The 23,642-nt window shown below is 69.9% G+C and carries 22 protein-coding genes and 4 pseudogenes; 19 read left to right on the plus strand and 7 right to left on the minus strand.

All coding sequences use genetic code 11. The annotated features are described in order from the left end of the window. Window positions 1–271 precede the first annotated feature (271 nt). The 7 genes and pseudogenes from ACWDSL_RS13280 (at window position 272) to dgoD (ending at window position 5,437) form a co-directional block, all read left to right on the plus strand. A complete protein-coding gene (locus ACWDSL_RS13280) occupies window positions 272–916 on the plus strand; it encodes a bifunctional 4-hydroxy-2-oxoglutarate aldolase/2-dehydro-3-deoxy-phosphogluconate aldolase (RefSeq protein WP_450484765.1) in 645 nt (214 codons plus the stop codon). After that, window positions 889–1,881 (plus strand): sugar kinase, encoded by a 993-nt coding sequence (locus ACWDSL_RS13285; RefSeq protein ID WP_450484767.1) that lies wholly within the window; start codon window positions 889–891, stop codon window positions 1,879–1,881. Before ACWDSL_RS13280 ends, ACWDSL_RS13285 begins: the two co-directional genes overlap by 28 nt. Window positions 1,882–1,921: 40 nt before the next feature. Next, window positions 1,922–2,851 carry an SMP-30/gluconolactonase/LRE family protein gene (locus tag ACWDSL_RS13290; RefSeq protein ID WP_450484769.1) on the plus strand — a complete coding sequence of 310 codons (930 nt, stop codon included), beginning with the start codon at window positions 1,922–1,924 and terminating at the stop codon, window positions 2,849–2,851. A 130-nt stretch (window positions 2,852–2,981) separates the two neighbouring features. Next, window positions 2,982–3,104: pseudogene (locus tag ACWDSL_RS13295) on the plus strand (hypothetical protein); the annotation flags it as partial. Window positions 3,105–3,141: 37 nt separating this feature from the next. Beyond that, window positions 3,142–3,363: an SDR family oxidoreductase gene (locus ACWDSL_RS13300; protein ID WP_450484771.1), complete on the plus strand. Its 222-nt coding sequence runs from the start codon at window positions 3,142–3,144 to the stop codon at window positions 3,361–3,363. Window positions 3,364–3,452: 89 nt separating this feature from the next. Continuing rightward, window positions 3,453–4,229: an SDR family NAD(P)-dependent oxidoreductase gene (locus ACWDSL_RS13305; RefSeq protein WP_450484773.1), complete on the plus strand. Its 777-nt coding sequence runs from the start codon at window positions 3,453–3,455 to the stop codon at window positions 4,227–4,229. 62 nt (window positions 4,230–4,291) lie between these two features. After that, a complete protein-coding gene (gene dgoD / locus ACWDSL_RS13310; protein WP_450484775.1) occupies window positions 4,292–5,437 on the plus strand; it encodes a galactonate dehydratase in 1,146 nt (381 codons plus the stop codon). 181 nt (window positions 5,438–5,618) lie between these two features. Here dgoD and ACWDSL_RS13315 read toward each other — a convergent pair whose 3' ends face one another. Next, window positions 5,619–7,997, minus strand: coding sequence for a beta-galactosidase (locus ACWDSL_RS13315; protein ID WP_450484777.1), 2,379 nt, complete (start codon window positions 7,995–7,997; stop codon window positions 5,619–5,621). 319 nt (window positions 7,998–8,316) lie between these two features. Between ACWDSL_RS13315 and ACWDSL_RS13320 the strand changes: the two genes are divergently transcribed. From ACWDSL_RS13320 to ACWDSL_RS13340, 5 genes are all read left to right on the plus strand, one after another. Continuing rightward, the gene (locus tag ACWDSL_RS13320; RefSeq protein ID WP_450484779.1) at window positions 8,317–9,645 is read left to right on the plus strand and encodes an ABC transporter substrate-binding protein; all 1,329 of its coding nucleotides are present in this window, start codon (window positions 8,317–8,319) and stop codon (window positions 9,643–9,645) included. Then, on the plus strand, window positions 9,642–10,610 hold the full coding sequence (locus tag ACWDSL_RS13325) for a carbohydrate ABC transporter permease (protein WP_450484781.1): 969 nt from the start codon (window positions 9,642–9,644) through the stop codon (window positions 10,608–10,610). The genes ACWDSL_RS13320 and ACWDSL_RS13325 overlap by 4 nt, the downstream gene beginning before the upstream one ends. Then, window positions 10,607–11,512 (plus strand): carbohydrate ABC transporter permease, encoded by a 906-nt coding sequence (locus ACWDSL_RS13330; protein WP_450484783.1) that lies wholly within the window; start codon window positions 10,607–10,609, stop codon window positions 11,510–11,512. The genes ACWDSL_RS13325 and ACWDSL_RS13330 overlap by 4 nt, the downstream gene beginning before the upstream one ends. A gap of 111 nt (window positions 11,513–11,623) precedes the next feature. After that, window positions 11,624–13,225 (plus strand): glycosyl hydrolase 53 family protein, encoded by a 1,602-nt coding sequence (locus tag ACWDSL_RS13335; protein ID WP_450484785.1) that lies wholly within the window; start codon window positions 11,624–11,626, stop codon window positions 13,223–13,225. 100 nt (window positions 13,226–13,325) lie between these two features. Beyond that, on the plus strand, window positions 13,326–14,045 hold the full coding sequence (locus ACWDSL_RS13340; RefSeq protein ID WP_450484787.1) for a FadR/GntR family transcriptional regulator: 720 nt from the start codon (window positions 13,326–13,328) through the stop codon (window positions 14,043–14,045). A gap of 86 nt (window positions 14,046–14,131) precedes the next feature. On the opposite strand, the gene ACWDSL_RS13345 is transcribed toward ACWDSL_RS13340, so the two are convergent. Beyond that, complete coding sequence (locus ACWDSL_RS13345) at window positions 14,132–14,482, minus strand: Lrp/AsnC family transcriptional regulator (protein WP_450484789.1); 351 nt, start codon at window positions 14,480–14,482, stop codon at window positions 14,132–14,134. Between the two features lie 36 nt (window positions 14,483–14,518). On the opposite strand from ACWDSL_RS13345, the gene ACWDSL_RS13350 reads away from it, so the two are divergent. Continuing rightward, window positions 14,519–15,337 carry a DMT family transporter gene (locus ACWDSL_RS13350; RefSeq protein WP_450484791.1) on the plus strand — a complete coding sequence of 273 codons (819 nt, stop codon included), beginning with the start codon at window positions 14,519–14,521 and terminating at the stop codon, window positions 15,335–15,337. 41 nt (window positions 15,338–15,378) lie between these two features. Here the strand turns inward: ACWDSL_RS13350 and ACWDSL_RS13355 are convergent, their stop codons facing one another. Further along, a complete protein-coding gene (locus ACWDSL_RS13355) occupies window positions 15,379–16,173 on the minus strand; it encodes a fumarylacetoacetate hydrolase family protein (protein WP_450484793.1) in 795 nt (264 codons plus the stop codon). A 173-nt stretch (window positions 16,174–16,346) separates the two neighbouring features. On the opposite strand from ACWDSL_RS13355, the pseudogene ACWDSL_RS13360 reads away from it, so the two are divergent. The 4 genes and pseudogenes from ACWDSL_RS13360 to ACWDSL_RS13375 form a co-directional block, all read left to right on the plus strand. Next, window positions 16,347–16,813, plus strand: a pseudogene (locus ACWDSL_RS13360) (ATP-binding protein); the annotation flags it as partial. A gap of 159 nt (window positions 16,814–16,972) precedes the next feature. Continuing rightward, window positions 16,973–17,671 (plus strand): IMP cyclohydrolase, encoded by a 699-nt coding sequence (locus tag ACWDSL_RS13365; RefSeq protein ID WP_450484795.1) that lies wholly within the window; start codon window positions 16,973–16,975, stop codon window positions 17,669–17,671. Between the two features lie 169 nt (window positions 17,672–17,840). Beyond that, complete coding sequence (locus tag ACWDSL_RS13370) at window positions 17,841–18,059, plus strand: hypothetical protein (RefSeq protein WP_450484797.1); 219 nt, start codon at window positions 17,841–17,843, stop codon at window positions 18,057–18,059. 145 nt (window positions 18,060–18,204) lie between these two features. Continuing rightward, window positions 18,205–19,656, plus strand: a complete 1,452-nt coding sequence (locus ACWDSL_RS13375) for an amidase (protein WP_450484799.1) — start codon at window positions 18,205–18,207, stop codon at window positions 19,654–19,656. Window positions 19,657–20,244: 588 nt separating this feature from the next. Here the strand turns inward: ACWDSL_RS13375 and ACWDSL_RS13380 are convergent. Next, entirely contained in the window at window positions 20,245–20,607 is a 363-nt protein-coding gene (locus ACWDSL_RS13380; protein ID WP_450484801.1) for a winged helix-turn-helix transcriptional regulator, read from the minus strand. A 67-nt stretch (window positions 20,608–20,674) separates the two neighbouring features. Between ACWDSL_RS13380 and ACWDSL_RS13385 the strand changes: the two genes are divergently transcribed. Beyond that, a complete protein-coding gene (locus ACWDSL_RS13385; protein ID WP_450484803.1) occupies window positions 20,675–21,235 on the plus strand; it encodes a carboxymuconolactone decarboxylase family protein in 561 nt (186 codons plus the stop codon). 178 nt (window positions 21,236–21,413) lie between these two features. Here the strand turns inward: ACWDSL_RS13385 and ACWDSL_RS13390 are convergent. After that, window positions 21,414–21,575, minus strand: a pseudogene (locus tag ACWDSL_RS13390) (alcohol dehydrogenase); the annotation flags it as partial. 195 nt (window positions 21,576–21,770) lie between these two features. Between ACWDSL_RS13390 and ACWDSL_RS13395 the strand changes: the two are divergent. Then, window positions 21,771–21,896 (plus strand): annotated as a pseudogene (locus tag ACWDSL_RS13395) (SAM-dependent methyltransferase); the annotation flags it as partial. 144 nt (window positions 21,897–22,040) lie between these two features. Here the strand turns inward: ACWDSL_RS13395 and ACWDSL_RS13400 are convergent. Beyond that, the gene (locus ACWDSL_RS13400) at window positions 22,041–22,721 is read right to left on the minus strand and encodes an SDR family NAD(P)-dependent oxidoreductase (RefSeq protein WP_450484805.1); all 681 of its coding nucleotides are present in this window, start codon (window positions 22,719–22,721) and stop codon (window positions 22,041–22,043) included. A 50-nt stretch (window positions 22,722–22,771) separates the two neighbouring features. Next, window positions 22,772–23,642 (minus strand): heterodisulfide reductase-related iron-sulfur binding cluster (locus tag ACWDSL_RS13405; RefSeq protein WP_450484807.1); only part of this gene is annotated, 871 nt, incomplete at its 5' end.

Genomic DNA, 23,642 nt, shown 5'->3' on the forward strand with positions numbered 1-23,642 from the left:
GTCTCCCGCCGAGCATTGCGGCCGACGACATGTCATGCCAATGCCGATTGCCCGAACCGTCATGCCGATCGGGCATGGAAGCAGCACGGCCGCCGCCCGGGGTGGCCAGCGCGGCGACCTCGCGGCGGAGAGCGAGGCCCCGGGCTCGGCCACCGGAGCAGTTCGAGCGCTCCCCACCCTTGGCAATCCTCATTAATTAATATTTAATCGTCGGACGGGTGGCAACAGCCTTCTTCCAGAGACTCATTCACGACCCCACCGGAGCCCCCTCTTGGACCTCGCAGACTTCCTCGGCCGTCTGAACCGTCGCAGGCTCGCCGCCATCGTGCGCGGACGCTCGGCGGACGCCGCCCTGCAGACCGTTCTCACTCTCGTCGAGGAGGGAGTCGACTTCATCGAGGTCTCCCTCAACACCGACGACGCCTGCGGTGTGATCGCGAAGGCCGCCCGCTCGGCCGGCCAGGACGCGTTCATCGGTGCGGGCACCGTCGTCACACGCGACGACTTGATGCGCGCCCAGGACGCCGGGGCCGCATGGGTGGTCACCCCCGTCATGGGTGAGGGCGTCACCGCCGCCGTGGAAGAGCGCCTACCCGTACTGGCCGGAGCCCTGACCCCCACGGAGGCCGCCGCCGCCATGGCCGCCAGCGCCACCGCGGTGAAGCTCTTCCCCGCCTCCCTCGGCGGACCCGCCTACCTCCGAGCCCTGAAAGACCCCTTCCCCGACCTTCCGGTGGTGCCGGTCGGCGGTGTGGACGCGCAGGCCGTCCCGGAGTACTTCGCGGCCGGGGCCCTCGCCATCGGCGTCGGCTCGCCGCTGGTCGGCGACGCGGCCCACGGCGGCGACCTGGACGGACTGCGGCTGCGGGCCCGCCGGTTCCGCGCCGTATGCCAAGGAGAGGAACCCGCCGCGTGACGTCCGGAGCAGCCGCCGATGTCCTGACCTTCGGCGAGACGATGCTGTCCCTCCAGTCCGAAGGGCCGCTGGCCACCGGTGCCCCGGCCCGTACCGCGGTGGCCGGGGCGGAGTCGAACGTCGCCGTCGGGCTGGCCCGGCTGGGACACCGCGTGTCCTGGGCGGGCCGCCTCGGCGCGGACGAGCCGGCCCGCCTGATCCTGCGGACGCTGCGCGGCGAAGGCGTCGACGTGCACCACGCCACCACCGACCCCGACGCGTCCACGGGCGCCCTGCTGCGCGAACACCTCGTGGCCGACGTGACGCGTGTGCACTACTGGCGATCGGGATCCGCCGCCTCCCGCCAGCGGCCCGAGCACCTCGCCCCGGCGCTGGCCGCGGGCGCCCGTGTGCTGCATGTCACCGGCATCACCTGCGCTCTCGGCACCGGCCCGCTCGCCTCGGTGACCACCGCCGTCGAACACGCGCGGGCACACGGCTGGACCGTGGTCCTCGACGTCAACTACCGCGCTCGCCTCTGGAGCAGGGACGAGGCAGCGGACACCCTGCGTCGGCTCCGCGGCAACGTCGACGTGATCATCGCGTCGGACGACGAACTGCGCCTGGTCGTGAGTGACGACGGCACGGAGGGCGAAGCCGCCCGGGTGAGCCGACTGCTGGCCGGCGGAGCACGCGAAGTGGTCGTCAAACGCGGAGGCGACGGCGCGGACCTGTACGGCGCCGACGGCCGTCACTTCCACCAGCCCGCCCACAGCGTCCCGGTCCTCGACACGGTGGGCGCCGGGGACGCCTTCTGCGCCGGATACGTCTCGGGCCTCCTGGACGGTCTGCCGCCGGCCGACCGCCTGCGACGCGCGGGCACCACCGGCGCGTTCGCGGTCGCCGCCCGCGGCGACTGGGAAGGCCTGCCCCACCGCGACGAACTCGCCCTCCTCGACGCCCCGCCCGGAAGCGCCATCCGCTGACGGCCCCGCCCCCGACCACCCACCACCGGAGTCCCCATCCATGTCCGCGCACACCCGCACACCCGAGGTCGGCACCGAGTTCACGCCCCTCGCCGCCGACCGGCTCGAACTGGGAGAGGGGGTACGTCTCCTGGACGACGGACGCATCGTGCTCGTCGACATCCTCACCGGCCGGCTGCTGACCCTGCCTTACGATCCCGACGCCGCTCTGATCGAGCTGGCCCGCCTCGACGAACCGCTCGGCGCGGTCGCGCCCTTGGGCACGGGGGCCGGCTTCCTCGCCGCGGCGGGCACCGGTTTCGCCTGGCTCGCCGAAGACTCCACCCTCACCAGCCGTAAGCGACTGCCGGACCTGGAGGGGCCACCACTGCGCCGGATGAACGACGCCGTATGCGACGCGCAGGGCCGCTTCTGGGCCGGCTCGATGGCCTACGACGCCGGTCCCGGCGCGGGTGCCCTGCACCGGCTGGCCCCGGACGGCACGGTCGTCACCGTCTTGAAGGACCTGACTGTGCCCAACGGCCCGGCGGTCAGCCCCGACGGAGCCACCCTGTACCTCGCCGACAGCGCCCACGGCACCGTGTACGCCTACCGCATGGATCCGGCAACGGGGGCGCTGTCCGGCCGCCGGGTCTTCTGCCGGCTCGCCCCTGGCAGCGGCAGCCCCGACGGGATGACCGTGGACGACGAGGGCCGGCTGTGGTCGGCGGTCTGGGGAGCGGCAGAGGTCCGCTGCTACGCGCCGGACGGACAGCTCCTGCTGACGCTCGGCCTCCCAGCCGGACAGCCCACGAGTGTCTGCCTGACAGGCAACCGGCTGATCGTGACCACCGCCCGGTACGGCCTCGACGCTCCCGGCCCGCTGGACGGAGCCGTGCTGTCCGTCCCCTGCGACGCCACGGCACCCACGGCGTCGCCTGCCGCTTCCCGTTCCGATCAGCTCATCGGACCGCTGGTGCCGAGGCCCTGACCGCGCCACGGCACACAGGGACCAGCAGTACCCATCGCGACCGCCGTCAACTCCCGTGTCCGACCTCCGCATCCGATCGGAAGCAGTGATGACGACACCTCCCTCTTCTGGAACCCGCCGGAACCCGCCGATGAGCGGCCGGCTCGCCGGGGAGACCGCCCTGGTCACCGGAGCGGCCCAGGGCATCGGCGCCGCGATCGCGGCCGTCGCCGCCCGCGAGGGTGCCGCCGTCGCGATCGTGGAGGCTGGTCAACAACGCCGGCCGCAACTCCTATGCCGGCCCGGTCACCATGACCGCCGCCGAGTGGGACGCGGCCCGCAACTCCGACCCGGTGTTGGAGCGGACCGTGGTCGAGGCCCATCCTCTGGGCCGCATCGGAACGCCCGACGAGGTGGCCGAGGTGGTGTGCTTCCTGGCTTCTCCGGCCGCGTCCTTCGTGACCGGGGCGGACTGGCGTGTGGGCGGGGGGCTCACGGCCCGCCATGCCGTACCGCCGGCCCCGGCGTCATGACGGAACCGGGACGGGATCCTCTCTTGGCACCCCTTAATAATTCATATTTAATCTAGGGGCTGCTGTCGCCCTTCCCGAGGAGTCCGCTCATGCATCCCACCGCCACCTCCCCGGCGGACCGCTTCCACGGCCGCTGCGTGCTGGTCACCGGTGCCGCCTCCGGGATAGGCGCGGCCACGGCGCACCGGCTCGCCGCCGAAGGCGCACGCGTCGTCGTCGCGGACATCGACGAGGAGGCGGGCAAGGCCGTGGCGGCGGCCGTCCGGGAGGCCGGCGGCCACGCGCTGTTCCAGCGCTGCGACGTCTCCGAGGAGTCGTCCTGGGACGATACGGTGCAGGCCGCCCGTGAAGCCTTCGGCCCGGTTCAAGCGCTGGTGAGCAATGCCTACGCGGTAAGGGTCGCGGCGGCCCATCAGACCAGCGCGGCCGAGTGGAACCGGCAGCTCGCGGTCACCCTCACCGGATCGTTCCTCGGCGTACGCGCCTGTCTCGACGATCTGATCGCGACCGGCGGCAGTGTGGTGCTGGTCTCCTCGGTGCACGCCCTGGTGGGCTTGCCCGGGCGGCCCGCATACGCCGCGGCGAAGGCCGGCCTGACGGGGCTGGCCCGGCAGTTGGCCGTCGAGTACGGCGGCCGCGTCCGGGTGAACAGTGTGCTGCCCGGCCCCGTCCTCACCCGCGCCTGGGACGGCATAGGCGAGGAGGACCGGCGGGCCACAGCCGCGGAGACCGCTGTCGGGCGCCTCGGCCGCCCCGAGGAGGTCGCCGCCGCGGTCGCCTTCCTGGCCGGCGACGACGCCTCGTTCATGACCGGTGCCTCACTCGTCGTCGACGGCGGATGGAGTGTCCTGAAGAACTCCTCGTGAACCTCTCCGGACCTCAGTGACCGGTCTCTTGCCCCCACGCCTCGCCTTTTGGAGCAAACCTCTTGAGAATCTCCCGGGTTGAAACGTTCGCCGTCCCGCCCCGCTGGCTGTTCTGCCGCATCGAGACCGACGACGGCGTGGTCGGGTGGGGCGAGCCGGTCGTGGAGGGCCGGGCGGCGACCGTCCGCACCGCCGTGCATGAGCTCGCCGAACATCTGATCGGCCAGGACCCCATGCGGATCGAGGATCACTGGCAGGTGATGACCAAGGGGTCGTTCTACCGCGGTGGCCCGGTCCTCTCCAGCGCCGTCGCCGGGCTCGACCAGGCTCTGTGGGACATCGCGGGCAGAACACTCGGAGTGCCGGTCCATGTGCTGCTCGGCGGTCCGGTGCGCGAGCGGGTACGGGCCTACAGCTGGGTGGGCGGTGACGAGCCCGCCGAGATCGCCGATGCCGTCAGGGCACAGGTCGAAGCCGGCTTCACCGCGGTCAAGATGAACGCCTGCGGGCGGATGAACAGGCTTGCCACCGCCGCGGACATCGCCGCCGTCGTCGAACGGGCCGCCACGGCCCGCGAAGTCCTGGGACCCGAACGTGACTTCGCGATCGACTTCCACGGGCGGTTCAGCGCCGCCAACGCACGCCGTGTCCTGCCCCATCTCGCCCCGCTGTCCCCGCTGTTCGCCGAAGAGCCCGTCCTGCCCGAGTACGCCCACCGCCTGGGTGAGGCGGTCGCGGCATCGTCCGTCCCGATCGCCACGGGCGAACGCATCTACTCGCGCACCGAGGCCCTGCCCGCACTGCAGGCCGGTATCGCGGTGCTGCAACCGGACCTGTCGCACGCGGGCGGGATCTCCGAGGTGCGGCGCATGGCGTCGCTGGCGGAGACCTTCGACGTGCTGCTGGCCCCGCACTGCCCGCTGGGCCCGATCTCCCTGGCGGCAAGCCTCCAAGTAGCCTTCAGCACACCGAACTTCCTCATCCAGGAGCAAAGCGTCGGCATCCACTACAACGAAGGCGCCGAAGTCCTGGACTACGTGGTCGACCCTGAGGTCTTCCGGTTCGACGAGGGGCACATCCGCCGGCCTCTCGGGCCCGGTCTCGGCATCGAGGTCGACGAGCAGGCGGTACGCCACGCCGACGGCAGGGCACCGGACTGGCACAGCCCCGTCTGGCGCCATGCGGACGGCTCGTTCGCCGAGTGGTGACCCCTCCCCCACCATGCCGTTCACACCGGTGGGCGGTGTGGACAAAGGCGTGACACACGGCTGCGCGGCGGTGGCTTCGGCCCCGCCGCGCAGGCGTGTTCCCGGGGCGGACCGGCACAGGCGGGCGGCGCCGGTCCGGGACCGTGCGCCGCCCATGGCGTGCGGCTGACCGCTGCGGGGATCAGCCGGGCAGGTCCGCGCCCTTGGCACGCACGGCCGTACGCGGTACGGCCACCAGCTCGGCGGTCTCGACGACGGCCCGGCTGTAGGCCGCTTCCAGCCCCTCGCGCACGGAGGCGTCCACGTAGATGTCGGCTGCGGGGTCCAGGGGCAGGACGCGGATCTCGATACCGTGCAGTCGAACGGCGTCGGCGAAGCGGCGCAGCCCGATCTCCCATTCCGGGCCGTACCAGAAGTGGTCGGCGACGAGTTGTCCGTCGATGTAGGCGCGGGCGGAGTCTCCCGTGTAGCGCAGCCGCAGCAGCACCTCGCCGTCACCGTCCAGGGCCGTTGCCGGGACGTCGACGCGGTACACGGCGGCCTTGTCGAAGTCCGCGTCGCGCGGGGCCGAGGCCCGCAGGTGGGAGCCGCCGGTACGAGCCGGCGCGGCGACCGCGTCCTCCCGCAGGCAGCGCAGGGCCGACTGCGGCAGCCGCGGCGCGGGGCTCAGCGGCCAGCGGGTGAACACACCGTCCCGGGTGGGCCGTCCGACGCCGTCTCCGTGCAGCGTGGCGGGTGCAGGCAGCAGGGCGATGGACGGCGCGGCGGAGGCGATGTGCAGGCGCAGTTCGTCTCCGTCCGCGAGGACCAGGTCGTCGCTGAGCACGAGCCGGTCCTGTCCGTCGAGGCGGATCCGGTTCAGGCGCAGCGCTTCGCCGTGCGACAGCACCAGGATCTGTGCGGTGCCGGACGGGCCGTTCAGGGTCAGCAGCGCCCCGGTGCCGGGCTCGGTCACCGTGACCAGCGTGCCGTCCGCACCCTGCTCCACCCGGGCCGGGCCCTCGACGTCCACGGCCCCGCCCAGGGACAGGGTGGCCGGGATACCGTCGACGGCGGCCAGCACGGTGAGCGTTCCGCCCTCGGAGTGCAGGCGGGTTACGGGCTGGGCGGTGGCCCAGTCCAGGCGCAGTCCGCCGCCGAGGTCCAGACCGATCGGCCAGACGAAGTGCGCTCCGGAGGCCACCCGGACCGGCTGCGCGGGAAGCGTGACGGTGCGGCCGCCGTCGAGGTGGACCCGGAACTGGACGCCGTCGTGGTCCGGCATTCTGTCGTGCGGTTGGTGGTTGTTGACGAACAGGAAGCCGCTCTCGCCCGCCGAGCGGACGGCCCAGCGCAGGGTGACGCGGTCGTCGAGCGAGGCGGGTTCGGTGTCGGGCAGCGCCAGCGGCATCCGCGCCAGGTCCGAGCCGTAGCCGTGCAGGAACAGGTGGAGCAGGCGAAGACCGTGGAAGGAGGGCCGGACCTGGCCGTACTCGCCGAGCGGTGCCTGGAAGTCGTAGGTCACCGTCGGCATGTCGTTGGGGTAGCCGGTGTCGTGGCTCTCCTGGTTGGGTTCCTTCAGGTCCGTGCGCTGCGAGCAGCCGTGGTAAAGGTAGTAGCCCTGCCAGACCGAACCGCTGCCCAGCTTGGTCAGCGCCAGCGAGGTGACGTCCTCGACAGGCACAATGGGCCGGCGGTGGTACGCGATCGCCATACCGCCGCCCAGTTCACAGGTGGCGTACGGGTAGCGGCTGGTGTCCGGCCCGATACCGGTCGCCGTGGCGGAGCGCAGGTCGGCCCCGATGGCGTGGTCGTCCCGGATCGGCGTGAAGAAGAAGTGGCGACGCATCTCCCGGGCCGGCCCGATCCGGGCGTCCTCCCAGAACACCTCCGAGTAACCCCCGTACAGCGGCAGCAATGTGTCGCGCGGGATGTCGGCCGAGCCCCAGGCCGTCGCGGTCCACAGCGGCGCCCGCATGCCGTGATCCTCGGCCATGCGTCGCAGGGTGGCCAGATGCCCGGGCTGGTCGTAGAGCTCGTTCTCCACCTGGAGGGCCACGATCGGGCCGCCGTCGTCGTGGAAGAGGCCGCGCAGTTCGTGGGAAATCCGCCGGTAGTAGGGCTCGACCAGCGCGAGGTAGGCCGGATCGTCGGTGCGCGGGGTGCAGTCGACCTCGTTCAGCCAGTCGGGGTGACCCCCGTTGCGGCATTCGCCGTGGGACCAGGGGCCGAGCCGTACCACCAGGGTCAGGCCGAGCTCGCCGCACAGCGTCACGAAACGGCGCAGGTCGAGATCGCCGTCGAAGCGGAGTGTGCCGCGTTCGTCCTCGTGCTGGTTCCAGAACAGATAGGTGGCCAGCAGGTCGATGCCACCCGCCTTGATCTTGAGTAGTTCCTCTCGCCATTCGGCAGCGGGGTAACGGCTGAAGTGGAACTCCCCCATCACCGGGATCCACGGGCGGCCGTCCCGGATGAGGCTCTGGCTGTCGACCGTCAGCGAGTGCGGCGCGTCGGCGGAACTGCCCATGGGCAGGTGCCCGGCCAGGAGCTTGGAGGCTTCGCGGGCGTGCAGGGACAACATGAAAGGTGGCTCCAATGACGACGGGTGAAGTGCGTCCATCGTCGGTCGGGCCCGCAGCCCCGGTCAAGATGTATTCATAATTAATACCTTTTCCCAGGTGGCGTCGGCCGCGGCTCGACGACCGGGAGCGGGGCCCACCCGGACCCTCGCCGCCCCTCGGCAACCAGCGCAGCCCATCATTTAGACGTTATTTATGAATACATCTTGACAGGGGTGGGGGCCGCCTCGACTATGAACCCACTTCACGAGCCGCCACGCAGGAGCCGCCTGTCATGTTGACGCTTCATGCCCTTGAACCCTCCAGAAACGGAGGCGGCGAATGAACGGGATCAGCCGCCGTTCGGTGCTGCGCGCGACAGCCGGGGCCGGTCTGGGCGCCCTCGCCATGCCCGGTCTGGCCGCCTGCGGCTCGCCCTCGGGCAAGACGGTGACCTCGGGACGGGTCGATATCTCCCTGTGGACCCACGACCCCGGTTACATCAAGACCTTTCAGGCAGCGGTGGGCGAAAAGGCCCTGATGCGGGGCTCCCGGTTCGACTACCGGATGAACATCACCAACGCGGCCGGCAGCGACGTCGTCACCCGCATGATCGCGCAGGCGGTGGCGGACGGGAAAACCCCCGACCTGGCCGGCGTCATCATCGACCAGTTCCCCCGCGTCATGGGCTCCTCGATCGCCGAGAACCTCTTCGTCGACCTGAGCGCCACCGTCAAGCCCGTCGACGGACAGTTGCTCAAGCTCGCCCCCTACTCGGTCGACAAGATCCCTTACGGGCTGGACTCCGACAACTCCATCACCGTCCTCTATTACCGCCAGGACCTCTTCGCCGAATACGGCGTCCCCGAGGACATCGACACCTGGCAGGAGTTCGCCCGCGTCGGCGGACGTCTCCACGACAAGCACGGCGTCAGCCTGGGCATGGTCGCAGGCGGTGACAACGGCTCCATCGTCAACGGTTTCCTGCAGTTCCTCCTCCAGCGCGGCGGCGGCGCCTTCGACGCCTCCGGCGACCTGACGCTCGACTCCGCCGAAGCGGTCGAGGTCCTCGACTTCATGGCGCAGGGGGTCCGGTCGGGCTTTCTGATGTCACTGCCGGATCCATACGGCGCCGCCTGCGCCGCCGCCCTGAAGTCGGGCCGGCTGGTGGCCACCGCCATGCCCAACTGGTACAACGTCTACGGTCTGCAGGCCAACGCGCCCGAGCAGAAGGGCAAGTGGCGCATCAGGACGCTGCCGCGGTTCTCCGGCGGCGGCCATGTGGCCTCCACCCTTGGCGGCACCGGATTCTGCGTCCTCAAGGACAAGCCCCACACCGAGGCCGCCCTCGAACTGCTGCGCAGGGTCTACCTCACCCGCGAGGGGCAGCTGCTGCGCTACCGCGAAGGCGGCTTCCTGCCCACCCTCAAACCGCTCTACGACGACGCGGAGCTCCGCTCGATCACCGACGGCTACCTCGGCGGTCAGCGTGTCTTCGACGTCTACCGCGAAGCGGCGGCCGATCTGCCGCTCTTCTACCAGGCACCCGGAATGCAGATCCTGGCTGATGTGCTGGGCGGCCCGATCCTGAGGGCGCTGCAGGGCAAGACCTCCGCCGCGGCGGCGCTCAAGGCCGGCATCAAGGCCTACCGACAGCAGGTGAAGCGATGACCCATCCCGTTGCGACCCCCGCGCGGACCCAAAGGCGCACGGCCCGGGCCGCGAACAAGGCCAAGGACCCCGCCGAGCGCTCCTGGTGGAGCCGCCACCAGCGATCGCTCGCCCCCTACGTGTTCATCTCACCCTTCTACCTGCTGTACGGGCTGTTCCTGCTGGTGCCGGTCGTGGTCGGCCTCTACCTCAGCTGCACCGAATGGGCCGGGCTCGGCACCCCCCGCTGGGTCGGCCTGCGCAACTACCGTGATCTGCTGACCGACCCCAGCTTCTGGACTGCCGTCAGCAACACCGCCCTGTACGTGGTGTTCACCTTGTGCGTCGTCGTACCCGCCGCGCTGCTGATCGCCCAGGCGCTCAACACCCGGGGGCTTCGCGGGCGGGATCTGTTCCGGATGACGTACTTCATGCCGGTGGTGATCTCCCCGATCGTCATCACCCTCGTCTTCGGGCTGATCTTCGACAAGGACTACGGGCTGATCAACGCCACCCTGCGGGCCGTGTTCGGGTTCGGGGGCGTCGACTGGCTCGGTGAGCCGGCCTGGGCGCGGGTGACGGTGGTCATCCTGGTGCTGTGGCGCTGGACCGGCTACCTCACCATCTTCTTCCTGGCCGGACTGCAGAACGTGCCGCGGGAGCTGTACGAGGCCGCCGCCATCGACGGCGCCGGCCCGGTGCGCCGCTTCTGGGACGTCACCCTGCCGGCGCTGCGTCCGGTGACCGCGTTCATCGCCGTGACCGTCCTGGTCAACACGGCGCAGATCTTCGACGAACCCTTCCTGCTGACCCAGGGCGGTCCCGGCGAATCGACCCTGTCCGTCGCCATGTTCGTCTTCCGCGCCGGTTTCCAGCGCCAGCAGCTCGGCTACGCGTCCGCCGCCGGCGTGCTGCTCTTCGTCGCCGTGTTCGTCCTGGGACAGCTCGCCATGCGGGCCCTGGGTGTAGGAAGGAGCGCCCGATGACCTCGGTCACCGCACCCGACACCGTTTCCACCTCTCCCTCCCCTTCCGCCCACGCCCGACCGCCACACCGGGCCGAACGCGGACGGGTCGCGAGCCGTGCCCTGCTGTACGCGTTCCTGATCGCCCTGCTGGCCGGCTTCGCCCTGCCGTTGCTGTGGGCGCTGTCGGCGTCGTTCAAGTCCCGCGGCGACATCTTCTCCTACCCTCCGCAGCCGCTTCCGCTGTCCGGGACCCTGGCCAACTACCGGGGACTGCTGGACGGTTACCCGTTCTGGACCTGGCTGCTGACCAGCACCGTCGTGGCGCTGATCTCCACCGTGGCCGCTGTGGGGCTGTGCTCTCTGGCCGGCTTCGCCTTCGCCAAGTACCGCTTCCGCGGTCAGCACGTCCTGTTCAATGTCATGTTCAGCTCGCTGGCCGTGCCGTTCGCGGTCATCGTCGTACCGCTGTTCATCATGGTCGCCAAAGCGCATCTGACCACACCGTACTTCGCGCTGGTCGTGCCCTGGGTGGCGCCTGCGTTCGGCATCTTCATGATGCGCCAGTTCGTCGAACAGTCCGTTCCCGACGCCCTGCTGGATGCCGCACGGGTCGACGGCTGCACGGAGTTCGGCCTGTTCCGCCGCGTCGTGTTCCCGCTCTTGCGGCCCGCGCTGGGCGCCCTGGGCGTGTGGTCTTTCCTCACCAGCTACAACAGTCTCCTCTGGCCGCTGATCGTCGTCAGCGACCCCGGCGACTACACCCTCCCGATGGGTCTGCAGGTCGTGTTCGGCGCCACCGGCCGCCAGTACGACCTGGTCCTCGCCGGGTCCGTACTCGCCGTGGTGCCGAGCCTGCTGGTCTTCTACGTCCTGCGCAAGCAGCTGCTGGAGGGTCTCACAGCGGGCGCTGTCAAGAGCTGATCCCTTCCGGGGGCGTGCCCCACTCCGACAAGCAGCCAGGAAGCGTACGCGCGCCTGGCTCGCTCGAACCCGGCTGGACGAGCCGGGGGCCCACATCGAGGAGTAGTTCCTGTGCATATCCGCAAAAGCGGTGCGGTGGCGACCGGCGTCGGTCTGCTGCTCACAGCGACAACGCTCACCGCCGCACCCCGGAGCTCCGCTGCGAGCGCACCGAACCTCCTGGTGAATCCCGGCTTCGAAAGCGGATTGACCGGCTGGACGAACATCGGCACCGCGGACTCCGCGTACACACAGACCGCGATGCCCCACAGTGGACGGACCGGTCTCGTCCACGCGTCGAACGGGCAGTGGGCGGTGAACACGGTTCAGACTCTGACCGGTCTGACCCACGGCACCTACACGCTCTCCGCCTGGGTCAAGAATGACGGGGCGGCCTCCGCCGGTCTGGAGGCGTACTCCTGCGGTGACACGTCCCAGACCCTCGACCTCCCCAAGTCCCCGCAGTGGACCCGGGTGACTCTCATCGTCTCGGTGCTCAGCCCCTCCTGCACCGTCGGCATCTGGTCCAACTCCAGTGGTGGCACGCTCCAAGCCGACGACTTCTCCTTCACCCGCATCACACCGGGATCCGGTGGCGCGATGCCGGTCGGCGGCGACATCACCTACCGGCGGATGAACGCGGCCGCGGGCGGTGTGTACACGGACAGCGCCGACCGCAAGAAGGACGTGCTCGACATCCTCGCCCCGCAGGGGTTCAACCTGGCCCGTATCCGCGTCTACAACAAGCCCGGCAACGTCGTGACCAACGGCGGAGAGAAGCAACAGCTCCAGCCGGGTTGGCAGGACATCGACGACGCCGTGAAGAACGCGCGGGACGCCGAGGCACGGGGGATGAAGATCTTCCTGTCCTTCCACTACAGCGGCTTCTGGACCAACCCGGGACTGCAGATCAGGCCCGCGGACTGGGACGGTTACTCCCAGAGCCGGCTGGAGTCGGCGATCTACGACTACACGACCCGCTCTCTCCAGGCCATGAAGCGCGCGGGCGTCACCCCGCAGTACGTCTCCATCGGCAACGAGATCAACAACGCCCTCGCGGACGTGAGCCGCTGGACCAGCCCGGCCGATTACTTCGCCCTGCTGAAGTCGGCCTCGAAAGCGGTGCGGGCGACCTCGCCGACAAGCAAGATCGTGATCCACCTCACCACCCCGGACCGCGCCGCCTACACGGACTGGATCAACAACGCACGGGCCAACGGTCTCGACTACGACATCATGGGCGTATCGCTGTACCCGTTCTGGACCAACATGTCGATCGCGTCCCTGGCGAACTTCGCGAGCTGGGTCGGATCCGCGAGCGAGAAGCCGGTCATGGTGGTGGAGACAGGCGCGCCGTGGACGCTCAAGGCGAGCGGCGCGAGCGAGACGACCATGATCGCGCAGAACCACCTCGACCCCGACGGTCCGGAGAACTACGGCGCCACGCCCGACGGGCAACTGAGGTGGACGCGCGAGTTCTTCCGCGCCATGCACGACACGGGCAAGGTGGTGGGAATCTCGTACTGGGACCCGATCGCGATCGACTTCGCCGACGGGCCCGACCCGAACGGCTGGATCGTCGGCGGCGACAACGAGGTCGAGGACACGTCCTTCTTCGGATACGGGCCGACCCACAAGGCGCTCCCTGGCCTGAGTGCTTTCCGTACCTGGTGAGACGCGGCCGACCACCGACCCAGATGTATTCATAATTAATGTTTAGCTATAGAATAAACTATTGACTCTATCAGTTCCTCGACACCAGGGAGCATTCGCCATGGCGTCCTACTCCGGCCGCGGCGTACACGGCCAGGTCGTACATCAGCTGGGCACGCGCATCGTGGGAGGCCGGGTCGCCGAAGGCGCGACGCTGGACATCGGCGCGCTCGGAGCCGAGTTGGACGTCAGCCTGACCGTCATGCGAGAGGCGCTGAAGGTCCTCGCCGGTAAGGGCTTGATCGACGCTCGGCAGAAGCGCGGCACGTTCGTCAGGGAGCGAACCCACTGGAATCTCCTCGACGCCGATGTGATCCGCTGGCGTATGGAGACGGGCGACGGCAGTCAACTGCTGCGCGATCTCGCTGATGTGCGCTCCATTGTCGAGCCGGCCGCGGCACACCGGGCCGCCCTGCACCGCACCGACGCCGACCTGGTTGCCCTCGAAATCGCCCTCGACGCCATGGGGCAGGCACACGCCGAGTCCAGCGACGCCGCCGAAGCCGACGCGGCGTTCCACAGAGCACTGCTCGCCGCCACGGGCAACGAGATGCTGCAGAGGATGGACATGCTCCTGGAGCCGGGCCTCAGGGAGCGCGACCGCATGGTGCACGCCCACGGTGACGCCGACGACCCGGTTCCCAGCCATCGTGTGGTGCTCGAAGCCGTACGCGACCAGGACCCCGCCCGAGCGGAACTCGCCATGCTGGACCTGTTGGCCAAGGCGACCGAGGACCTCGACCACCTCGCCCGTTCTCCCGACTCCACTCCCCGGCCCTGAGTGACGGTCCGGATTCCCGCTCGCCGCTCTCGGCCTGGCCGGCACGGTGCCGCCGGCCCTGGGGCTCGGTGCGGACCCGGCGGGGGTCAGCCGGACGTGGCGGGAGGCGGGACGGGGGCCCACGCCTTGGGCGACGAGAGCACGAAACACGTCGCGGGTTTACCCAGTTCGTTGAGCTGGTCGATGAGCGGCTCGAGCGCCCCGATGTCGCGCGCGACCACACGCAGGATGTGGTCGTCGGTGCCGGTGACCCGGTGGTCCTCCAGGATGTGCGGTGCGGCCTGAGCGATGTGGGCGGTCTGATGGGACTGGCGGACGCCGTTGGTGGACAGCACGACGAAGGCCTGCACAGGCCAGCCCGCCTTGACCGGATCGACGCGCGCTCCATAACCGGTGATCACCTGGAGGCTCTCCAGCCGTCGTACCCGTGTGGCCACGGCCGGCGGACTGAGCCGAGCCGCCGAGGCCCGCTGTTGTTCATGACCGTGTCCGTGCTGTGGGGGGTGCCGTACCTCCTGATCAGCGTGGCGCTGGAGGGGCTGGGCCCGGTGAGCGTGGTGGCGGGGCGGGTCGCCCTGGGGACCCTGGTTCTGCTGCCCGTGGCATGGCGGCGGGACCTTCCGCGGCTGCTGCGGAAACGGTGGCGTCCGCTGCTGCTGCTCGCCGTGGTGGAGGTCGCGGTGCCGTTCACACTCATCGCGGTGGGCGAGCGTACGGTGTCCTCCGGACTCGCCGGGGTGCTGATCGCCACGGAGCCGCTGTTCATCCTGGGCCTGGGTGTCCTCCGGGGCAAGCGCGAGCGGATGGCGCGCGGGGCGTGGGGCGATGCGGCTCTTGGGTTCCTCGGTGTCGTCGTCCTGCTCGGAGTGGCGGGCGCGGGTGCGGGTGCCACGCTGGTCCTGGCGGCTGCGGCCTGCTACGCGGCGGGCGCCGTCATGATGCACCGGCTGTTCCCCGGCACCCCTCCCGTGGCCGTCACCACGGGCATGCTGGCCGTGGCCGCGCTCACGGAACCCGCTCCGCAGGTCACGGACCGGGTCCTGTTCGCGGTCATCGGCCTGGGCGCGGCGTGCACCGCAGGGGGCTTCACCGCGTTCTCCGCCCTGATCAGCGCCCAGGGCCCCGCGCCCGCCGCGTTCATCACCTACGTGGCCCCCGTGGTGGCCGTCTCGGCCGGTGTACTGCTGCTCTCCGAGCCGGTCACCGCTCGCACGGTCACCGGCACCCTGCTGGTCCTGACCGGCGCCGCCCTGGCCGCCCGCCGGCCCGCGGCGCCGGCCTCTGCCGAGTGACGCCGACGACCGGCCCAGGAGCCTCTTGCGGGACAGCTCGCTCACGGCCGTTCCCGGGACCGGTGTCGGCCGGTGGGAAGAGGCACCGGATCGGCGCCGGGGGCGACGGTGTTGGACACGCTTCCGACGCCTTCCACGGTGAGGGTGACGGTGTCGCCGGGCTTGAGCGGCGGTGGTGTCCGCTCGCCCCGTACGCCCCACAGTTCGGCCAGGCAGCCGCCGTTGCCGCAGGTGCCGGAGCCCAGAACGTCACCGGGCACCACGTACGTACCACGGGAGGCGTACGCCACCATCTCCTCGAACGTCCAGCTCATGTTGGACAGCAGATCCTGGCCGACGACCTCGCCGTTGACCTCGGCGCTGAGCACCAGCCGCAGGAAGCCCTCGCCGTCGCGGTACGGCTCCAGTTCGTCGGCGGTCACCATATAGGGGCCGAGAGTGGTGGCGGTGTCCTTTCCCTTGCAGAGGCCGAGGCCGACCTTCATTTCGACGGACTGCAGGTCGCGGGCGGACCAGTCGTTGAAGACGGTGTATCCGACGATGTGGTCGCGGGCCTGCTCGGGAGTGAGGTCGTGGCCTTCCCGGCCGATGACCGCGGCGACCTCCAGCTCGAAGTCCAGGACCGCGGAGCCGGGTGGCACCGGGATGTCGTCGTGAGGGCCGTACACGGCGTGCGGGTTGGTGAAGTAGGAGGTCGGGGCGGCGTACCACTGTTCGGGTACGCCGACAGCCTGCCGCGCCCGCGGCAAGGAGCCGGGGCAGGCCGTCGGCCTGCGACCGAGGGCCGTTACGACCTGGTGATCGCCGCCGACGGACTCGTTGTCGCGACTACCCACCCGAGAAGACCGCCTTCCAGATGCGCACGCCGATCTGGTGCCGCGGCCAAGCCTCGCGGGCCGGCGACGCCTGCCGGGAGGTGATCGACCAACTGCTGGAGGTCAACGCCCGCTACACCGTCAAGGGGATCCTGGTCGCCGGCACCGAGACCGATCCGGAACCGGAGACCGGCGCCCCAAAACTGCCCGCCGCCCAGATCCGCGGCCTCGCGGCCCTGCGCCGGCTCCACTCCGGCGGGGCCGCCATCCTGTTCGGACCCGTCGGCGTCGGGAAGACACACGCCGCCCGGGCCCTCGGCCACCAGGCCGCCCGCCAGGGCGCCAACGTCCGCTTCGCCAGGACCAGCCGGATCCTGGCCGAACTCGTCGGCGGCCACGCGGACCGCACCTGGGACAAGCGCATCCGTGAACTCATCCGCCCCGACCTGCTCATCCTCGACGACTTCTCTCCGAGCGACAAGGCCGGTCCTTGATCATCACCAGCAACCGGGCACCCAGCGACGGGTATCCCCGCTTCCCCAACCCTGTCGTCGCCGAGTCGCTCCTGGACCGGCTGATCAACGCCGGCCACCAAGTCATCATGAACGGCCCCAGCTACCGGCCCAACAAGCGCCCCAGAAGCCCAACCGCCAAGCCGTCAACCGATGAGAACAGGCTCGGGATCGGGCTCCGCGATGATCCCCTCGAGACGCAAGGGTCAGGAGACCATACGGCGGGCGTGCTGGATGCATCTTGATCCGCTTGGATGTCACCGCCGACTTCGCGACGCGAAGCCATCATCCAAAGGGGCGCAACCACGGTGGACTTGCTCAAAAACGTGCTGGCAGACAACGACTACCCGGGTCGCGGCGTGCTGTGGTGCACCACCGGCGACGGCACCGCGCTCGGCGCCTACTTCCTCACCGGGCGCAGTTCCGCCTCCCAGGCCCGCACCCTGCACCGCACCTCCGCAGGCGAACTGATCGTCGCGCCCTCCGACGCACGCGAACACGACCACCTACGGCATTATGTCGCCGCCCGTCAGAGTCCAAACTGGCTGGTCTTCGGCAACGGAGAGCAGGTCTCCACCGTCGCCGACCGACTCGCCCGCGGACAGGCTCCGCTCCTGGCCCTGGACGGACTGGACTACGAACCCGACCCGCCGATCTTCACCCCCCGCCTGACCGTGATCGCAGACAACCACGAAGGCGGCCAAGCCTGGTTCGGCGCCGCCCGACACAGTGCCGGGGACCGCACCGCCACCAACCGGCTCACTCTGCACATCGGCGACCTGCCTCCCAGCGAGGGAGTGCTCATGACGACCTACCACTCGAACGGACAGGAGATCGCCACCGGCGCCCCGTTCACAGAGATCCGCACCACTGCCGAGACCAGCGGCGACCTCCTCGACGAGCTGTGGTCGGCGCTGCCACCTCATCTCCGCATTGCCGCGGCTGTCTTCACACCCGGGGACCTGGCGGGTTCCAGCATCCGGCAAACCTCACACACACGCGCCTGACCTTCGATCGTAGCCACCGATCTGTTCCACATCGATACGGCCTTCCTGCGGCGCTGGTTCGTGCTGTTCTTCATCAACCACGGCACCCGGCGGGTGCACATCGCCAGCATCACCCGGCACCCAACACCCGACCGGACCCTGGATCACCCAGCAAGCCCGCAACTACCTCATGGACCTCGGCGACCACGCCGAGTCGATCGACAGCTTCGATGCTGTCTTCCAGACAATCAGCGTGCGGGTCATTGCGACACTGCTCGCAGTGCCTCGGATGAATGCCATCGCGGAGCGCTGGAACGGATCGTGTCGCCGTAAGGCCACCGACCGCATCCTGATCACGGGACAGAACCACCTCCGCCTCGTCGTCAACGTGTATGCGGAGTCTCCGTAGGTGCGCCAGGCCGCCGCGCGTCGCCATGGCCGGCGGTCGGGCGAATTTTCTGCGGCCAGAGAGCAACATGATGAGTTGAGACGTCTATCCCGTTGTGCGAATCTGCATTTTATGACCTCTTCCAGAGGCCGATACGGTCGGATTCATGGAGTGGAATTTCCCGACGGCCGAAGAACTCGCGGCTGCCTTGCGTGCCGGTGAAGTGACATCGGTGGAGTTGACCGACGAGGCAATCGCCCGTATCGAGCGGGACGACAAGGTGATCAACGCGATCTGCGTGCCGGACTTCGACCGTGCGCGGGCCGCCGCGCACCATGCCGACCAGGCGCGCGCCCGCGGCGAGGATCGGCCGCTGCTCGGTATTCCGGTGACGGTCAAGGAGTCCTACAACATCGCCGGGCTGCCCACGACCTGGGGCATGCCGATGCACCGCGACTTTGTGCCGGTCGAGGACGCGGTACAGGTGTCGCGGCTCCGGGCCGCCGGCGCGGTTGTGCTCGGTAAGACCAATGTGCCCTTGGGGCTGCAAGATCTGCAGAGCTTCAACGAGATCTATGGCACCACCAACAACCCGTGGGATCACGCTCGCACGTCGGGCGGATCGTCCGGTGGATCGGCGGCGGCCCTGGCGTCCGGATTCGGCGCGCTGTCCATCGGTTCCGACATCGGCGGTTCGTTGCGCACCCCCGCGCATTTCTGCGGCGTCTACGCGCACAAGCCGACACTCGGGCTGGCGGCGAACCGCGGTATGGTCCCGCCAACCACTCCGGCATTGCCGGTCGACCTCGACCTCGCCGTCGTCGGCCCGATGGCGCGCACCGCCCGCGACCTCACGCTCCTGCTCGACGTCATGGCCGGACCGGACCCGCTGACGCTGGGCGTGGCGCACGACCTGACGCTGCCGCCCGCACGCCACGAGCGGCTCGGCGACTTCCGGGTCCTGGTCCTCGACGAGCATCCGTTCATTCCGACCGGATCCGCTGTGCGGGCGGGCGTGAACCGGGTGGCCGACGCACTTGTCGACGGCGGCGCCCGCGTCGAACGGCACAGTCCGCTGCTGCCCGACCTGGCCGAAGCCGCGACGGTCTACACGCAGTTGCTGTTCTCGGGCTCCGTTGCGCGTTTTCCCGTCGAAGCGTACGAGCAGCTGCGGACCCGCGCCGCCGGACTGAGCGCAGACGACCAGAGTCTCGACGCGGCGCGGCTGCGCGGGATGGTGTTCAGCCACCGCGACTGGATCGAGGCGAACAACCATCGCGAGCTCCACCGTCACGGCTGGCGGCAGCTCTTCGCCGAGTTCGATGCCGTGGTGTGTCCGATCACGCCGACTCCCGCGTTCCCGCACGACCACAACCCCGATCTACTGGAACGCCGGATCGACATCGATGGCGTCGAGTACCCGTACTTCGACCAGCTTGTCTGGGCTGGTCTGGCCACCATGCCCGGCCTGCCCGCCACCGCCATACCAGCGGGCCGGCCCTCCGAGGGTCTGCCGGTGGGAGTACAGCTCATCGGTCCGATGTTCGAGGACCGCACCCCGCTGCGGCTGGCCGAACTGCTCGAGCAGAAGATCGGCGGCTTCCAGGCACCGAAGTAGGGCGTACGACCGGGTGTCCGTCGAGGACGACGTGCGGATGGCAAACGAGGCTGCGGCCTGGTCCTGACGCTCGCGGCCTGGCACGCGGGACCGGCCGTGCCGGCTGTCCAGTCGCCTCGACAGCCGGATCGTGTTCGCATCAGACGCGAAGCCTTCGCGTCTGATGCGAACACCGAAGGTCCACCAAGGATGTTGTCTCTCCACTGACCAGCGGGAACAATCGCCACGGCCCTTTCTGGTGTATTTGGCTCCCACCCCTGGAGGGCGCCCCGCTGCACGCCGCCCGCACGGCCGGCACCCGCACCGGCAAGCCGCTGATGACGTTCAAAGATGCATCGCCGTCACGAGCGCAAGCCGGAACACTTTCCCGCCTTCGCAGCCATCGCCGCGACCCTCATATGCCACCACGGACTGGCCACATCACACGGCGTCTGAGGGCGTGGGGGCAGAGCATCGGCTCGGCGGCCGGCGAGGATTGCTGATCCCGGCAGACAGTGAGCGGCTCGGCGCGGTCGTCGAGCCGCCTCTCCTGGGGTGAGCCCCGCCACAACTTCGACGCGTGGTCGCACCAGCCGCGCCGCGTACGCATCACCCCTGGGTTGTGGCGGTGTCCATTTCCCTTGCCCAGCGTCGGCTCCAGGTGTCCAGCGGACTCAGCGCCTCGACGAGGTCCCGGCCGAGCGGTGTGAGGTGGTAGCCGTCGCCGTGCGGGGTGAGCAGGCGGGCGTCGGTCAGCTCGGCGAGGCGGGTGCTGAGCACGCTGGAGGACATGCGCTCACAGCGGCGCTGCAGTTCGCGGAAGCCTGTCGGTGTCTCTGTCGGTGCCTGGCTCAGTTCCCACAGGATGCGCATCGTCCAGCGCCGTCCGAGCAGATCGAGCGCGGCCATGACGGGACGGCCCGACTCGGATCCCCGTACCGGCGCGCCCGGTCGCGGTGCTCTGGCTTCCATGCCCCACTCCTTGCGCTTCGCTTACCGAAGCATGATACTGGTTCGAAAATCGAAGCAGGGGTATCGCATGACACGCATCGAACCGCTCACCCCGCCCTACACGGCCCCCGTCGACCACGCGCTGCGCCGGTGGATGCCCCCGGGCGCGCCGCACGAGCCGCTCATGTTGTTCCGCGTCCTGCACCGCAACCCGGAACTGGCCTCACGCATGTTCGCCCTGGGAGCCGGGCTCCTGGGACACGGCAGCCTCCCCGCCATCGACCGGGAGCTCGTCATCGCCCGCGTCACCGCGCGCAGCGGCTGTTCCTACGAGTGGGGCGTACACGCCGCGAGCCTCGCCCGGCAGGCCGGGCTCAGCCCCGAACAGCTTCAGGCGACGGCCGACACCGATCCCGCGGCACATGTCTCATGGCCGCCCCACCACGCGGCACTGCTCGGCGCGGTCGACGAACTGCATGACACGGCGCGGCTCTCGCAGGCCGCCTGGGACGGTCTGCGAGCGCACTACGAGGACGGTCAGCTGCTCGAACTCCTCGTGCTGGCCGGCTGGTACCGCACCATCAGCTACCTGGCCAATGGGCTTCTCCTGGAAGAGGAACCCTGGGGCACCCGCTTCCCGGTCCGGTGACCCACAGGGAGTAGGCATGCGTGCCATGCGGCGGCCAAGTGCGCGTCGATCTCGGCGTCGTCGGCCAGGCCGGCCGCGAGCAGCTCGCCGCGCACGTACCGGATGGTCGCCGCCTCCAGCCGGTCGCAGGCCGGCCCGCCGACCGGGAAAGAGCCCGCCGCGGCGACATCTACCAAGCCGTGGGCTCGCCGGCCAGCCCGATGTACACGACGCGTCCGGCCGGCTCGACCAAGTCGAGCGCCAGCGACGGTAGTTGGTCTGCGTTCGACACGTCGACGACCGCATCGAACGGCAAGTCCGGCACCTCTCCTTCCGGCCAGGCATGCGCGAAGCCCAGGGAGCACCGTGGAGGGCCTGTCGGCACAGCCGCCCGATCGTCGCTCTGCGTTTCCTTCCCGACTTCGACACCTGCCTGGCCCGCAATCGGCTGCGGCCGGTCGTCCCGCCCACTGCCCCGAGCGGAGACACCGTGACCGTGCCCCGCGACGCTCTCCCCGCTGTGGTGGTCGTCGAGAACGAGGACGAGCCGCCGCTGCCGTTCGCCGAGAGGGTGCGCCGCAAGCGCCGCCCCGACGACGCCCGCCACGCGGCCGAGGCGGCCGGGCTGGATGTCGTGGACCTGCTCTCGGAGTCGCTTCGCACCGAGTTCTTCGACGTCGGCACGTCGACCAGTACCGGAACCCATCACCCGACAAGCCCGGCTCGCCCACCTGAAATCGACCGACGAGACCGACTCGGCGGAACCCTCCACTCATACCAGCATGCGACCTGAGCTGCATGGATGATGTGTCGGCACCCGCAGTGCTCAATAGGTCGCGCGTCCACCGCTGATGTCGTAGACCGCGCCGGTGGAGAAGCTGACCCGGTCCGAGGAGAGGAACGCCACCAGCTCCGCCACCTCTTCGGGGCGACCGATCCGCCGCATGGGGATGAGACCGGTGATGTGCTCGAGTACGTCGGGAGCCGTGCTGTCGTTCATGGGGGTGGCGATGACCGCGGGGGTGATGACGTTGACCAGTACGCCGCTGGTGGCCAGTTCCTTGCCGGCCGACTTGGTGAGGGCGATCACGGCGGCCTTGGATGCCGAGTAGACCGACAGGTTGGGGTTGCCGTCCTTGCCGGCCATGCTGGCGAAGTTGACCACGCGCCCCCAACCCCGGTCGCGCATCCCGGGGAGGAACGTACGCATGGTGTTCACGGTGCCCAGGACGTTGACGCCGAGGACGCGGTGCCACTCCTCGGCGGTGGTGTCCGTGAGGGGCTTGTTGGGTCCGACGATTCCCGCCGAGTTGACCAGTACGTCCACCGGTCCGATCTCATCGCGGACGTGAGCCAGCGCGTGTTCGTCCGTCACGTCCGCGCAGGCGTCGGCGCCCTCGATGTCGAGGGTGGTCACCTTCACCCCCTCGGCCCGAAGCCTTTCGGCGGCGGCCGCGCCGAGTCCGCCGGCGCCTCCGGTGACGAGGGCTGACCTGGTGGTCGTCATGACTCTCCCGTGAGTGCGAGAACTATGGGTGCGGGTGCACGTGCCGCTGTTCAGGCGAGGACCGGGCGGGTGACTTCCTCGAGGACTTCGAGCAGGTGCCGGTAGGGATGCCCGGTCGCCCGCGTCATACCGAGTTCGCAGGTGCGGTTCACCGAGACATGAGCCGTGGCGCGCACGGTCCGAAGGGAGCGCGACTCGGCCGCGGTCGCGGAGGCAGTCAGCTCCGGATGCAGCAGCCCCCGGTCCCCGGCGAAGGCGCAGCAACGCCACTCCTCCGGCCGGATCACATCCTCGGCGGCCGCAGCGGCCACGCGCAGTAGTGCCGGACCGAGACCGAGCTGTGCGGAGGCGCAGGTGGGGTGGACGACGAGCGAGGGGATGCGCCGGGCGGCGGGCAGCCGCGGGAGAACCTTCGAGTCGACGAACGCCACCGCGTCGATCACCTTGATCTCCTGGGCCGCGAGAAGGTGCGTCAGTCCCTCGGTGCAGGAGGCGGCGTCGACCACGACGGGCAGCGCCCCGTCGCCCGTCGCCGATCGCAGTGCGCGGGCGACCCGCTCCCGCATCACGGCGTAGCCGTCGGTCAGTCCCTTCGACTTCCACGGGGTGCCGCAGCAGAAGGAGGCGATCTGCTCGGGCACCAGGACGCGGACCCCGGCCCGCTCGCACAGGGTCAGGAAGGCGTCCCTGACGCCGGGCCCGGCCTGGGGGTCGGCGGGTCCGAACATTGTCGAGACGCAGGCGGGGAAGTAGACCGCCTCCGGGGTTGCGGTGGCCAGGGGGTGACGCCGGGTTCCGCCGCGCGGAAGATCCCGGGACCAGGCGGGCACGGCGTCCGTCCCGAGCAACGCCCTTCCGACGGCCGTCGCGCCGACGGGCAGGACGGCGGGCACGGCCCGCGCGGCGGTGAGCGCGCCGGCC

Source organism: Streptomyces sp. NPDC000941 (assembly GCF_053599555.1).

Excerpts from the sequence above, each read along its gene's own strand:
- ACWDSL_RS13285 (WP_450484767.1), top strand. The coding sequence starts at position 889 with ATGCCAAGGAGAGGAACCCGCCGCGTGACGTCCGGAGCAGCCGCCGAT.
- ACWDSL_RS13290 (WP_450484769.1), top strand. The coding sequence starts at position 1,922 with ATGTCCGCGCACACCCGCACACCCGAGGTCGGCACCGAGTTCACGCCC.
- ACWDSL_RS13300 (WP_450484771.1), top strand. The coding sequence starts at position 3,142 with ATGACCGCCGCCGAGTGGGACGCGGCCCGCAACTCCGACCCGGTGTTG.
- ACWDSL_RS13305 (WP_450484773.1), top strand. The coding sequence starts at position 3,453 with ATGCATCCCACCGCCACCTCCCCGGCGGACCGCTTCCACGGCCGCTGC.
- ACWDSL_RS13315 (WP_450484777.1), bottom strand. The coding sequence starts at position 7,997 with ATGTTGTCCCTGCACGCCCGCGAAGCCTCCAAGCTCCTGGCCGGGCAC.
- ACWDSL_RS13320 (WP_450484779.1), top strand. The coding sequence starts at position 8,317 with ATGAACGGGATCAGCCGCCGTTCGGTGCTGCGCGCGACAGCCGGGGCC.
- ACWDSL_RS13325 (WP_450484781.1), top strand. The coding sequence starts at position 9,642 with ATGACCCATCCCGTTGCGACCCCCGCGCGGACCCAAAGGCGCACGGCC.
- ACWDSL_RS13330 (WP_450484783.1), top strand. The coding sequence starts at position 10,607 with ATGACCTCGGTCACCGCACCCGACACCGTTTCCACCTCTCCCTCCCCT.
- ACWDSL_RS13340 (WP_450484787.1), top strand. The coding sequence starts at position 13,326 with ATGGCGTCCTACTCCGGCCGCGGCGTACACGGCCAGGTCGTACATCAG.
- ACWDSL_RS13370 (WP_450484797.1), top strand. The coding sequence starts at position 17,841 with ATGGACCTCGGCGACCACGCCGAGTCGATCGACAGCTTCGATGCTGTC.
- ACWDSL_RS13375 (WP_450484799.1), top strand. The coding sequence starts at position 18,205 with ATGGAGTGGAATTTCCCGACGGCCGAAGAACTCGCGGCTGCCTTGCGT.
- ACWDSL_RS13380 (WP_450484801.1), bottom strand. The coding sequence starts at position 20,607 with ATGGAAGCCAGAGCACCGCGACCGGGCGCGCCGGTACGGGGATCCGAG.
- ACWDSL_RS13385 (WP_450484803.1), top strand. The coding sequence starts at position 20,675 with ATGACACGCATCGAACCGCTCACCCCGCCCTACACGGCCCCCGTCGAC.
- ACWDSL_RS13400 (WP_450484805.1), bottom strand. The coding sequence starts at position 22,721 with ATGACGACCACCAGGTCAGCCCTCGTCACCGGAGGCGCCGGCGGACTC.